This is a genomic window from Pseudoneobacillus rhizolycopersici (genome assembly GCF_054786815.1).
This window is the reverse complement of the sequence record NZ_JBTOOE010000005.1, coordinates 20,921-34,251: the sequence shown is the minus strand read 5'-3', so window position 1 is coordinate 34,251 and position 13,331 is coordinate 20,921. Positions and strand designations below refer to the sequence as shown.

The window sequence follows — 13,331 nt, the reverse complement described above, 5'->3', positions numbered from 1 at the left end:
ATAGGAATATTGATAATACAATGATTTATCTAATATTATACTAGAATACTAACTACCTTATACGGAAATGATGCTTGCAATAATTTTTTTAACTATTTATAATAAATCTAACAAATGAATCTTTACTATTTTCGTAACATTCTCAGTATAAATTAGGTTATATACATTATTTTCTAAATAATTGTTAGAAAGTTGTTACTTTTCCGTTTAGAGATATTAATAGTTTCGTAAGTATACGGAAAACAATTTTATTATTTCGAAAGTATATTTTGCGCGAAAAATTAACTGACTATTCCATTAATATTTAGTGGATGGACAAATGTATTTTGGGAAAATGTAAAAAGGTAAAGATTCTTTGTGGGAAAAAAATAAGGGGGTAAAAACAATGAAGAAAAGATTATCGATCTTTTTTAGCATGTTACTAGTATTAAGTATGTTTTTAGCTGCTTGTGCTGGTAAAGACAGCAAAAATAATGCTGGCGAAGGTGATAAAGCTGCTAATGTACCTCAAGAGTTACGTATTAACATTAACTCTGAACCACCAACTCTACATCCAGGTTTAGCTAGTGACTCTACATCAGGTGGAGTTTTATTGCAAACGTTCGAAGGTTTAACTCGTCTTGATAAAGACGGAAAGCCAGAAAATGCGATGGCTGAAGATGTACAAATTTCTGATGATTTAAAGACTTATACATTCAAGTTACGTGATGCAAATTGGACTAACGGTGATCCTGTTACCGCGGAAGACTTTGTATATGCATGGAAATGGGCATTAGACCCTGCACACCAAGCTTCTTATGCGTACCAACTTTATTACATTAAGGGCGCACAAGCGGCCAACACAGGTAATGGTTCACTTGATGATATCGGAGTTAAAGCAGTAGACGAAAAAACTTTGGAAGTAACGTTGGAAAATCCAACTCCATATTTCCTAGAGTTAACAGCATTCTACACATACTACCCGATCAACCATAAGGTAGCAACTGCAAATGAAAACTGGCACACTGAGGCTGGCAAAGATAATGTATCTAATGGACCTTTTAAACTAACTGAATGGTCTCATCAAGATAAAATTGTTCTTGAAAAGAACGAAAACTATTGGGATGCAGATACAGTAAAGTTAGAAAAAATTGAAATGTATATGATTAACGACCCTAACACTGAATTATCAATGTACGATAACGGTGAATTAGACCGTGCTGGTGCTCCATTTGGAACACTTCCAACGGACGCTTTACCACAATTGAAGGAATCTGGTGACTTAGTTGTTAAGCCTATCGCAGGAACTTATTGGTACAAGTTCCAAACAGAACAAGGTCCTTTAAAGAGCAAAAATATTCGTAAAGCACTTTCTTATGCCATTAATCGTAAAGCAATTGTAGAAAACATTACGCAAGGTGGACAAATCCCTGCAATGGCAGCGGTACCTCCATCTATGATTCCTGAAAATGAACAAGGCTATTTTGCCGATCATGATATTGAAAAAGCAAAAGAATTTTTACAAAAAGGTTTAGAAGAATTAGGTTATAAAGATGTATCTGAATTACCAACAATTACTCTTTCTTACAACACAAGTGAAGGCCATCAAAAGATTGCTCAAGCTGTACAAGATATGTGGAAAAACGATCTTGGTATAAATGTAACACTTGATAATTCTGAGTGGGCAGTTTATATCGATAAGTTACACAAAGGCGATTACATGGTTGGTCGTATGGGTTGGTTAGGTGATTTCAACGACCCAATTAACTTCCTAGAGCTATACCGTGAAAAGAACGGTGGTAACAATGATACCCTTTGGGAAAATGCTGAATTCAAAAAATTACTAGATGATTCACAAAAAGAAACAGATCCAGACAAGCGGATGCAAATGCTTAAAGATGCAGAAGCCATCTTCATGGATGAAATGCCTGTTGCGCCAATCTACTTCTATACAAACGTATGGGTAGAGAAGGATAACTTAAAAGACGTTGTTGTTTCTGGTCTTGGTGATGTTCAATTAAAATGGGCTCACTTTGAATAAGGTTTGAAGTGAATAAGAATGATAATAAGGTATATGGGCTAATTGCTCATATACCTTGATTATTGAATAGGACTTTTCGAAATTTACTAACAATTGGAGGTGTGCATATTGGCGAAATACATTACAAGACGTTTGCTCTACATGTTGCTTTCATTATACTTAATCGTAACTGCAACATTCTTCCTTATGCGTCTAGCACCAGGGAATCCATTTACTTCTGAAAAACAATTACCTCCCGAAATTGAAGCAGCTTTAAATGCACATTATGGCTTAGATGATCCTTGGTATCAGCAATATGCTGATTATCTAGTTCGAATCGTGCAATGGGATTTTGGTCCATCGTTTAAATATAAAACAAGAACGGTTAATGACTTAATTAGTGAAGGGTTTCCAGTTTCGTTGGCCCTAGGTGCTCAAGCCATTTTAATTGCAGTAGCTTTAGGTCTTTTATTAGGAATTCTTGCAGCCCTTCATCATAATAAATGGCAAGATTATGGTGCAATGATTGTAGCCGTTTTTGGTATTTCTGTCCCTTCGTTTATTATGGCGACAGTCTTACAATATTTATTTGCTATCAAATGGGGACTCTTACCGGTTGCTCGCTGGGATTCATTTGCCCATACGATCTTACCATCTTTAGCATTAGCTGCCTCTCCAATGGCCTTTATCGCTCGTCTAACTCGTTCAAGTATGTTAGAGGTTTTAGCAAACGATTATATTAGAACAGCCAAAGCTAAGGGTTTAAGTAAAGGGGTTATTACGGTTAAACACGCAGTCCGTAATGCACTATTGCCTGTTGTATCGTATATGGGACCATTATCAGCTGGGATTATTACCGGAAGCTTTGTTATTGAAAAAATATTTGGTATTCCTGGATTAGGTTCACATTTTGTTACATCAATTTCAAACCGCGATTATACAGTTATTATGGGTGTCACAGTTTTCTATAGTGTAATCCTATTGATTTCTATTCTTCTAGTCGACATCGCATACGGCTTAATCGATCCACGTATCAAAATTGCCGGCGGGAAGAAAGGAGAGTAAATATGCAACCATTATCTAAAGAAAAATTTCAAATAGTGGGTAATAAAGGCATTAATGCTGAAAAAATTGAAAAGCCGAGTCTTTCGTTCTGGAAAGATGTTTCAATGCGCTTTCGAAAAAATAAGCTTGCGATGTTTGGAATTGTCTTGTTAGCCTTGTTGATCTTTTTTGCTATCTTTGGTCCTTATATGACCGGATATGATTATGCGAAAAACGATTTGATGAACACGAATAAACCCCCTTCAAGTGATCACTGGTTTGGTACAGATGACCTTGGACGTGATGTTTTTACTCGGACATGGGAAGGTGCACGAATCTCTTTAGCCATTGGGGTATTCGCTGCTTTAATCGATTTTACGATTGGGGTATTATGGGGCGGAATCTCCGGCTATAAGGGTGGTCGTGTTGACGAATTTATGATGAGAGCAGCCGACATTTTATACGGAGTTCCTTATCTTTTACTTGTCATTCTATTAATGGTCGTTTTAGGACAAAGTCTTGGTACAATGATTTTAGCAATGACAATCACAGGGTGGATTAACATGTCGCGGATTGTTCGCGGACAGGTATTATCATTAAAAGGGCAAGAATATGTTTTAGCATCCAGAACTTTAGGGGCAAGTATACCAAGAATTATGGGTAAACATTTAATTCCAAATACAATGGGTCCGATTTTAGTAACAATGACATTAACTGTTCCTTCTGCCATTTTTACGGAATCATTTCTAAGCTTTTTAGGGTTAGGTTTAACTCCTCCATTAGCAAGTTGGGGGACAATGGCCTCAGACGGATTACCAGCATTAAAATATTATCCATGGCGTCTATTCTTCCCAGCTACGTTTATTGCTTTAACCATTTTTGCATTTAACGTAATCGGCGACGGTTTACGGGATGCATTAGACCCACGATTACGCAAATAAGGAGTGAGAGTATGGAAAAAATTCTAGAAGTCAAAAATTTATCTGTCTCATTCCAAACCTATGGTGGGGAGGTTCAAGCTGTCCGCAATGTCAATTTTGACCTATACAAAGGGGAAACGCTAGCCATTGTAGGGGAATCTGGGTCAGGTAAATCTGTTACGACACAAACGATTATGAAGCTTATACCAATGCCTCCTGGAAAAATTAAAAATGGACAGATTCTCTTTGAAGGTAAAGATATCGTTTCAATGACAGACAAGGAAATGGAGTCGATTCGCGGGAAAGAAATTAGTATGATTTTCCAGGATCCGATGACCTCTTTAAATCCAACCATGAAAATTGGCCGTCAAATTATGGAAGGTCTTATTAAGCATCAAAATATGTCGACGGCAGCTGCAAAAGAACGTGCAATCGAAATGCTTCGCTTAGTAGGTATTCCGATGCCAGAAAGACGAGTAAACCAATATCCTCATGAATTTTCAGGTGGAATGAGACAACGAGCGATGATTGCAATTGCCTTAGCAGCAAACCCGAAACTATTGATTGCTGACGAACCAACGACAGCTTTGGATGTTACGATACAGGCTCAAATACTGGAGTTAATGAAAGACCTACAATCAAAGATGGATACATCCATCATTTTTATTACCCATGACTTAGGTGTTGTCGCAAACGTTGCAGATCGGGTAGCTGTTATGTATGGTGGTCAAGTTGTTGAGACAGGTACAGTGGATGAAATATTCTATGACCCTCGTCATCCATATACTTGGGGACTCCTTGCTTCTATGCCAAGTTTAGATAATGATGATAAATCTGAACTAGCAGCGATTCCTGGTACTCCACCAGATTTAACGAATCCGCCTAAAGGGGACCCTTTTGCAGCGAGAAATCCATATGCTTTAGCAATTGATTTTGAGGAAGAGCCGCCATGGTTCCAAGTTTCAGAAACACATTTTGCTAAAACTTGGTTGCTTCATCCGGATGCACCAAAGGTTGAGCCACCTGATTCAGTTAAGAAAAGGATACGTAAACTATCCTCCACTTTTGAAACACCAGTTCTTTTAGAGGGGGGGAAATAAAGTGGCAGAAAAATTATTAGAAATTAAAAATTTAAAGCAGCATTTTAATGTTGGTCGTCCCAATATGGTTAAGGCGGTAGATGGAGTTTCATTCGATATTTACCGAGGGGAAACTTTAGGTCTTGTAGGAGAATCTGGTTGTGGTAAATCCACAACAGGAAGAACGATTATCCGGCTTTACGATGCCACTGATGGACAGGTTTTATTTAATGGGGAAAATGTCCATGGGAAAAAATCAAAGGCCGAGCTTAAAAAGTTTAACAGAAAAATGCAAATGATTTTCCAAGACCCATATGCATCATTGAACCCAAGGATGACGGTTGCCGATATTATTGCCGAGGGTATCGATATCCATGGTCTAGCTAAAACAAAAGAAGAACGCATGAATCAAGTATATGCCCTATTACAGACGGTTGGTCTTAATAAGGAACATGCAAGCCGTTATCCACACGAGTTCTCCGGTGGACAAAGACAACGGATAGGAATAGCACGAGCATTAGCTGTTCAACCAGAATTTATTATTGCCGATGAGCCAATCTCTGCACTTGACGTTTCGATTCAGGCTCAGGTTGTCAACCTAATGAAAAAGCTTCAACGTGAAAAAGGATTAACCTATCTATTTATTGCTCATGACTTGTCAATGGTAAAATATATTAGTGATCGCATTGGTGTAATGTATTTTGGGAAGTTGGTGGAGCTTGCTCCTGCTGATACACTTTATCGAAATCCACTACATCCATATACCCAGTCTTTATTGTCTGCGATACCACTTCCAGATCCAGAATCGGAACGGACCAGAAGAAGAATTTCTTATGACCCAAGTGTTCATAACTATGAAGACGGCGAAAAAATTGAAATGCGCGAAGTGGCTCCAGGGCACTTTGTCTATTGTTCTGTGAAAGAGTTTAAACAATACAAAGATCAATATATAAGCTAAACAAAAAACGATCCTTTTGTGGGTCGTTTTTTGTTTCATAAAGGCTCTTTTTCGTAACTTTTGTTGATAACGGGGCACTATATCTCTGATTTGCAGTGTTTCCAGGCAATTTTCGCATACTATATTACGAAAAGTTGCCCACGAAAAAATTATAATACGGTTGAAAGAACTTATGCGAAAAGCAACAATGTATGCTTAACATAGCCGTTATAAAAAAGAACTAACCCAACAAGGTTAGTTCTGAAAAAAATTTATTTTTTATTGCCGCCAACTTGTTTCCAGCCTGATTGTACACTTGCAGACTTTTCTACAAATTCATTTTTTGTTTTACCGCCAAATAATTTTAATCCGATGCTGTTAGGGATTACACCCATAAAAGCGGTGATGCCAATAATTAAAAGCGCCACAATCGTTAAGTCAATTATGTATTCAACAAGCATGTTTATTACCTCCATTATTTAAACCTAATAAAAAGCATCCCATCTTTATTTTAAAAGAACTTCGTCAGTAAAGAAAGGGGTAAATTGTTAAAACAACAAAAACATCTAAATAAAAGTAAGCGTTTTCATTTCAGGGGGATTAATTGAGAAAAGAATACACTTAAAAAATGGGTAAAAAAAATTTAAAATTAAATGAAACCTTTTTGTCAGTAAGATCGTCTAATATGGTAGGAAGAATTTCTAAGTATAATTAGTGGTTCTTACTTCCTATTAAAAAGTTATACCTTTTTAGAAATGACTGGTGTATAATAATTGATATAAATTACTTATTTAAAGTTATTTTAATTTGTATCTTATCAAGAAATTATTGCCATAGATTTATTTTAAAGGAGTGAAGGAAATGGTAACGTTATATACTTCACCAAGTTGCACATCTTGTAGAAAAGCGAAAAGCTGGCTTGATGAACATGAAATACCATACTCAGAAAGAAATATATTTGCTGAACCACTATCAATCGAAGAGATAAAAGAAATTTTGCGAATGACTGAAGATGGAACAGATGAAATTATTTCAACAAGATCTAAAACGTTTCAAAAATTAGATGTAAACGTTGAGAATATGCCTTTACAAGAGCTTTTTGAATTAATTAAGCAAAACCCAGGCCTTTTAAGACGTCCCATCATTCTTGACGAAAAGCGTTTGCAGGTTGGATATAATGAAGATGAGATTAGAAGATTTTTACCAAGAAAAGTACGTACTTTTCAATTACTTGAAGCTCAACGCCTTGTCAATTAATAATGAGAAAACCTTCGATGTTTAGAACCATTGAAGGTTTTTTATTTTGATATGAAAATTGTTTATTTATGAAATTATTGATATAATAATTTAATACTTAAATTCGCATAAAAGGGATGTTAATCAGTACCGCTAATCAGGCTTCCCCTTTTCTATTGGGCAAATGAGGATTTTTTAGTTTTAAGCATTTTCATTTCCCATATTTCTGAATTTGTCATAAAATGAGAGTACAAGGTATAGAATATCCATTAATGCTTTATGATGAAACTAAGGATATTATGATTCCTTCAATCATATGCCAGAAGGGAGAGTGTATGATGGAAATAGAAAGAATTAATGAAAATACGGTTAAATTTTATATTTCGTATGTTGATATAGAAGAAAGAGGCTTCGACCGTGAAGAAATTTGGTACAATCGTGAACGAAGTGAGGAGCTTTTCTGGGAAATGATGGATGAGGTTCATCAAGAGGAAGAGTTTGAAGTTGAAGGTCCACTTTGGATTCAAGTTCATGCGTTAGATAAAGGTTTAGAGGTATTAGTTACCCGGGCGCAACTAGGTAAGGATGGTCAACGATTTGATTTACCAATTCCAGAAAAAATGAAGGATTTTCCTGTAGATGAACGAATTGAAGAGCTTCTAGATCAGCAGTTTAATTCAAGCAAGGATGATTTTGATGATGAACTTGATTTATTGGAGGAACCTCTAGAGTTCATGCTCTACTTTAAGGATTTTGAAGACGTCATCTCCTTATCAAAACGTCCTGGTTTAGATGACATTAACACAAGATTATTTTCATTTGAAAATAAGTATTATTTATATGTGGAATTTGACGAAGAACTCTTCACTGAAGAGGAGATTGATAATTTCTTGAGTATTTTGTTAGAGTATGGAAATGAATCACAAGTGACAATCCATCGGGTCGAGGAATACGGAAAAGAAATTATTACAGAAAATGTTTTTGAAATGATAAGAACACACTTTTCTAATTAAAATGCCGATTTCAATGGTTGAAATCGGTCTTTTTTCTATCTTATGTTTAGTGCTTTATGATTGATTGTTGATGGTAGGTGCTAAAATCATTGAAAAATACGGTTAGGATTATCTTATTTATTTTTATTTTCTCACTTGCTGGAGTTTTTTTTAAGGATTATTTCGGTCATATATTCTTTAGTTATACAAGTATTTTAATGACTTTGTCTGTTATTTTTATTGGTTTCGTTATTTTCTTAGAAAATCGTCACCCGGCTCAAACCATTACATGGCTTGTCGTTTTAGGAAGCTTTCCGTTGGTCGGGTTCTTCTTTTATCTCCTTTTTGGGCGCAATTACCGAAAGGAACGAATCTTTCGAAAAAAATATTTTCTGGACAAGCAAGCTTTTCTTAAGGTCGAAGGGGAAACGGATCCAAAAAGTGAAGAAAAGATTGAAAGAATGGGTGATCATCAGAAACGGTTGTTTGCACTTGCGCAAAGGTTAGGCAATAGCCCAATTTCATTCGGAACTTATACAAAAACATTAACAAATGGGTCTGAAACCTATCGGCATATTTTGAAGGAAATGAAAAAGGCAACCCATCATATACATCTTGAATATTATATTGTCCGTGATGATGCCCTAGGTCAAGAAATCAAATCATTATTAATCCAAAAGGCTCGTGAAGGGGTAAAGATTAGATTCTTATACGATGCCGTAGGTTCATGGAAACTATCAAAGGACTACATTAATGAATTAAATAGTGAAGGTGTTAGTATGATTCCATTTGGTCCGGTTAAATTGCCTTTCTTAAACAATAAATTTAATTTCCGGAATCATCGAAAAATCATTGTTATTGATGGAGCAGTTGGTTTTGTCGGTGGACTTAATATCGGCGATGAGTATTTGGGGAGGAGTAAACAATTTGGTTTCTGGCGCGACACCCATTTAATGCTGAGAGGGGAAGCCGTTCGATCTCTTCAATTGATATTTTTGCAGGATTGGTACTACATGACAAATCACAGTTTTTTAACTGCAGAGTATTTATCTCCCGTTTTGGAAGAAAATATTCATGGCGGTGTACAGCTTATAGCTGGAGGACCAGATAATGAGTATAGCGTCATTAAAAATATTTTCTTTTCGATGATTACATCAGCAGAAAAATCCGTTTGGATTGCCTCCCCATACTTTATTCCTGATGACGATATTTTTTCAGCAATCAAGGTGGCAGCACTGAGTGGAATTGATATCCGTATTTTAGTGCCTAAGCGACCAGATAAACGCATTGTTTTCCATGCGTCACGCTCTTATTTCCCTGAATTAATGGAAGCGGGAGTAAAGATTTATGAATATGAGCGTGGATTTATGCATAGTAAGATAGTACTTGTTGACGGTGAAATTGCCTCAATAGGTACTTCAAATATGGATATGCGAAGCTTTCACTTAAATTTCGAAGTAAATGCGTTCCTTTACCGGACTAGGAGCACAGAGAAGCTAGTGAATGACTATTTGAAGGACTTAAAAAGTTCAAAAGAAATTAATTATGAAGAATTCAAGAAACGTTCTATTGGTTTACGAATTTTTGAATCTACTGCTAGACTTCTTTCCCCACTTTTATAAAATTCCTGCCTTGAGATGGTAGGAATTTTTTTATTTCTGTGCAGGAATGTCATAAACCAAAGGAGAATTATAGAATTAATTTATGTTAAGGAGGTTTCTCAAGTTGCTTACCGCAATCATGAATAGTGGTGAAAGAATATGTCTAGGGGATAGTTGGGAGAAACGAAACTTGCTATTACTTAGAGAACAGGGTTTGTTTTATTGTCCTTATTGCCATGAAAAAGTCATCTTAAAATTAGGAGAAAAACGGATTTTTCATTTTTCCCATTTAAAAGCAAGTAATTGCCAGTTTGAACATAAGGGAGAGTCGGACTACCATCTGAATGGTAAAATCCAGCTATATCAATGGCTTAAAAAGCAAAGTCTAAACCCAGTATTAGAATTTTACGATTCCGCATTAAAACAACGTGCCGATATCATGTTTACTCATTCGAGCGAAAAGTACACATTAGAACTCCAATGTTCTGCCATTAATGAATCCACATTAAGCAAGCGTACAAAAGGGTATCAGTTGAACGGCTATACACCTATTTGGATATTAGGCGCGAACCAACTTACCAGAAAAACTTCTTCAATTACCACTTTTTCCGATTTTCATTATTCCTTTCTTCGCGAAACGTTGAATAAAACATGGATGATTCCCTTTTATTGTTCGAATGCCCAAAAATTTATTTTACATTATTCCATCCAACCCATCACCATTCGCAATGCCTTGTCAGATCAACGAATTATCAGTTTAGATAAAATGGATTTGCACCAGTTATTAAACTCCCCCAAAACTATGATAGTAAAAGCCGAAACTTGGATAAAAGAGCTGAATCGTTGGAAAACAAAGTTGATTCGTTATCTGGGAGCCTATCAGAATCCATTCCTAATTTCTTTATATCAAAATCACCTCAATTTACTAACCTTACCACCTTATCTTGGTTTTCCTGTTGAAAAAAGTCCTTGTATATTAACTCCACCATTCATTTGGCAAACCTATATACTTATTGATGTTTTGTTGAAAAAAAAGGCAGGTTGTTTCATTTCTTTTCAAGAAATTTACCAGGCATTTTTAAAGAGACAACATCTTAAGCAAATTCAAATAAGACCATTGCCTTTGATTGGACAGGTTCAGCCATCTATAGCCGTTTCTCAATTTTGTTACTATTTAGTTCATGTCGGTGTATTAACGATGATTGACGAAAATACATTTATATTAGCTAAGACATTGGAGATACCTATGTCCATCGAGGAATCTCAGATAATGGAGCAGACCTATATTAAAAATTTTCCTCAAGTGATTCGTCAAAAATGAAGGCTGATTTTGGGCATAATAGAATAGTGAGTGACCTATTCTGAAATTATGGAAGGAATTTTTAAATTTAAGTCGAATATGATTAAAGAGATTTTCGCTAGGCGAAACAGTAGGAGGGTATAAGATGACAAGTGAAACAAAAGTTAAATCGCTACCTGCGCGAAGTGAAATTGCCGCGGATGATACCTGGAGATTAGAAGACATTTTTGCAACAGATGAAACTTGGGAACAAGAATTCCAGGCTGTTAAAGGCCTTATTCCCGAAATGAAAAAGTTTGAAGGTAAATTAAGTGAGAGTGCAGATAACTTATACGAAGCACTGCAAAATCAGGACCATTTGCTTGAACGTATAAGCAAGTTATATACATATGCGCACATGCGTTATGACCAAGATACGACTAATTCTTTATATCAGGGATTGGATGACCGTATCAAAAATCTTTATTCGCAAGCGGCAAGCGCTCTAGCCTATATTGTTCCGGAAATCCTTTCGGTGGAAGAAGAGATAATTCAAGGCTTTTTAAATGAGAAAACGGAATTAAAGCTTTATGAGCATGCTTTGGAAGAAATTAATCTTCAGCGCCCCCATGTCTTAAGTGCCAAGGAAGAGGCATTGTTGGCAGAAGCGGGTGAAGTGATGGCCAGCGCCAGTACGACTTTTGGTATGTTGAACAATGCCGATATAGAATTCCCAACGATAAAGGATGAAAATGGCGAAGAAGTCGAAGTTACACATGGTCGCTATGGCCGTCTATTAGAAAATGAGAATCAGCGTGTTCGTCATGATGCTTTTAAAGCTGTCTATGATACCTATGGGAAGTTCCGAAACACGTTTGCTAGTACGCTTAGTGGTAATGTTAAAAAGGATAATTTCAATGCCAGAATACGTAATTACAGTTCTGCAAGAGCTGCTGCGTTAGCTAATAATAATATTCCAGAGACCGTTTACGACAACCTAGTAAATACAGTTAATGATAATCTTCACCTATTGCAGCGTTATGTAAAATTGCGCAAAAAAGTACTTGGTGTAGAAGAACTACATATGTATGATCTTTATACACCACTTGTAAAAAATGTGAAAATGGAAGTTACTTATAACGAAGCAAAAGAGTTGATTTTAAAAGGTTTGGCGCCACTTGGCGTAGATTATGTCAATGTCCTTAAAGAAGGATTTGAAAATCGCTGGGTTGATGTTCATGAAAATAAAGGTAAGCGAAGCGGAGCCTATTCATCGGGTACTTATGGTACCAACCCTTATATTTTAATGAACTGGCAAGACAATGTGAATAATCTATTTACTTTGGCTCATGAGTTTGGGCATTCGGTTCATAGCTATTATACAAGAAAAAACCAACCATATCCTTATGGTGATTATTCCATTTTCGTTGCAGAGGTGGCATCAACCTGTAATGAGGCTTTATTAAATGACTATTTATTAAAAACGATTGATGACGAACAGAAACGGTTATATTTATTAAATCATTATTTAGAAGGATTCCGCGGTACTGTATTCCGTCAAACGATGTTTGCTGAGTTTGAACATACCATTCACCAAAAGGCACAAAATCAAGAAGCTTTAACAGCAGACTCCTTAACTGAAATGTATTATGATTTAAATAAGAAATATTTTGGTGGCGGCGACATTATCATTGACGAACAAATTGGTTTGGAATGGGCGCGTATTCCACATTTTTACTATAATTATTATGTGTACCAATATGCAACAGGCTTTAGTGCTGCAACAGCGTTAAGCAAGCAAATCCTAGAAGAAGGCGAACCAGCAGTTAAACGTTATATTGAATTTTTAAGTGCCGGAAGCTCCGATTATCCAATCGAAGTGTTAAAGAAAGCCGGAGTTGATATGACAAGTAAACAACCAATTGCTGATGCATGTAAAGTATTTGAAGAGAAACTTAACGAAATGGAAAGCCTATTATCCTAAAAACGTGAAAAGGAACCAGGATAAATGGTTCCTTTTGCTTTACTTAAACCCTCGAAATTGATTACGTCCGTTAAGTATGGAGACGATAACAAAAAAGGTAAGAAATAATATGAAAGAGCTTATCGTGAGAGGAATAATATTCATTAATCCTAAAATCTGGAGGCCGAAGGATACAACGATTAAAAGGATCATAATGGGTAACACAATAAACCTCAAGGCTATCTCCCTCCTAGATTAACTACACTTTCTTTGAAGTATAT

General features: G+C 36.1%; 12 protein-coding genes. 10 read left to right on the top strand and 2 right to left on the bottom strand.

Going from position 1 to position 13,331, the window contains the following annotated elements:
* The first annotated feature begins 385 nt into the window (after positions 1-385).
* The 5 genes from ACX9YW_RS07185 to ACX9YW_RS07165 all read left to right on the top strand — a co-directional run bounded on the left by ACX9YW_RS07185 (position 386) and on the right by ACX9YW_RS07165 (position 6,000).
* Positions 386-2,020, top strand: a complete 1,635-nt coding sequence (locus ACX9YW_RS07185; RefSeq protein WP_460344029.1) for a peptide ABC transporter substrate-binding protein — start codon at positions 386-388, stop codon at positions 2,018-2,020.
* Positions 2,021-2,128: 108 nt separating this feature from the next.
* The gene (locus tag ACX9YW_RS07180; protein WP_460344026.1) at positions 2,129-3,064 is read left to right on the top strand and encodes an ABC transporter permease; all 936 of its coding nucleotides are present in this window, start codon (positions 2,129-2,131) and stop codon (positions 3,062-3,064) included.
* Positions 3,065-3,066: 2 nt separating this feature from the next.
* Complete coding sequence (locus tag ACX9YW_RS07175; RefSeq protein ID WP_460344022.1) at positions 3,067-3,984, top strand: ABC transporter permease; 918 nt, start codon at positions 3,067-3,069, stop codon at positions 3,982-3,984.
* 11 nt (positions 3,985-3,995) lie between these two features.
* The gene (locus ACX9YW_RS07170) at positions 3,996-5,063 is read left to right on the top strand and encodes an ABC transporter ATP-binding protein (RefSeq protein WP_460344019.1); all 1,068 of its coding nucleotides are present in this window, start codon (positions 3,996-3,998) and stop codon (positions 5,061-5,063) included.
* 1 nt (position 5,064) lies between these two features.
* Positions 5,065-6,000 carry an ABC transporter ATP-binding protein gene (locus ACX9YW_RS07165; RefSeq protein ID WP_460344016.1) on the top strand — a complete coding sequence of 312 codons (936 nt, stop codon included), beginning with the start codon at positions 5,065-5,067 and terminating at the stop codon, positions 5,998-6,000.
* A 251-nt stretch (positions 6,001-6,251) separates the two neighbouring features.
* Here the strand turns inward: ACX9YW_RS07165 and ACX9YW_RS07160 are convergent, their stop codons facing one another.
* Positions 6,252-6,440, bottom strand: coding sequence for a hypothetical protein (locus tag ACX9YW_RS07160; protein WP_460344013.1), 189 nt, complete (start codon positions 6,438-6,440; stop codon positions 6,252-6,254).
* A gap of 400 nt (positions 6,441-6,840) precedes the next feature.
* Here ACX9YW_RS07160 and spxA point away from each other — a divergent pair, with 400 nt between their 5' ends.
* The 5 genes from spxA to pepF all read left to right on the top strand — a co-directional run bounded on the left by spxA (position 6,841) and on the right by pepF (position 13,071).
* Entirely contained in the window at positions 6,841-7,236 is a 396-nt protein-coding gene (gene spxA / locus ACX9YW_RS07155) for a transcriptional regulator SpxA (RefSeq protein WP_460344010.1), read from the top strand.
* Positions 7,237-7,553: 317 nt separating this feature from the next.
* Entirely contained in the window at positions 7,554-8,228 is a 675-nt protein-coding gene (gene mecA / locus ACX9YW_RS07150) for an adaptor protein MecA (RefSeq protein WP_460344634.1), read from the top strand.
* Positions 8,229-8,317: 89 nt separating this feature from the next.
* Entirely contained in the window at positions 8,318-9,829 is a 1,512-nt protein-coding gene (cls, locus tag ACX9YW_RS07145; protein ID WP_460344007.1) for a cardiolipin synthase, read from the top strand.
* Positions 9,830-9,932: 103 nt separating this feature from the next.
* Positions 9,933-11,129 carry a competence protein CoiA gene (locus tag ACX9YW_RS07140; RefSeq protein WP_460344004.1) on the top strand — a complete coding sequence of 399 codons (1,197 nt, stop codon included), beginning with the start codon at positions 9,933-9,935 and terminating at the stop codon, positions 11,127-11,129.
* A 124-nt stretch (positions 11,130-11,253) separates the two neighbouring features.
* Positions 11,254-13,071 (top strand): oligoendopeptidase F, encoded by a 1,818-nt coding sequence (gene pepF / locus ACX9YW_RS07135; protein ID WP_460344001.1) that lies wholly within the window; start codon positions 11,254-11,256, stop codon positions 13,069-13,071.
* A gap of 39 nt (positions 13,072-13,110) precedes the next feature.
* On the opposite strand, the gene ACX9YW_RS23890 is transcribed toward pepF, so the two are convergent.
* Positions 13,111-13,263 (bottom strand): hypothetical protein, encoded by a 153-nt coding sequence (locus tag ACX9YW_RS23890; protein WP_495994927.1) that lies wholly within the window; start codon positions 13,261-13,263, stop codon positions 13,111-13,113.
* Positions 13,264-13,331 lie beyond the last annotated feature (68 nt).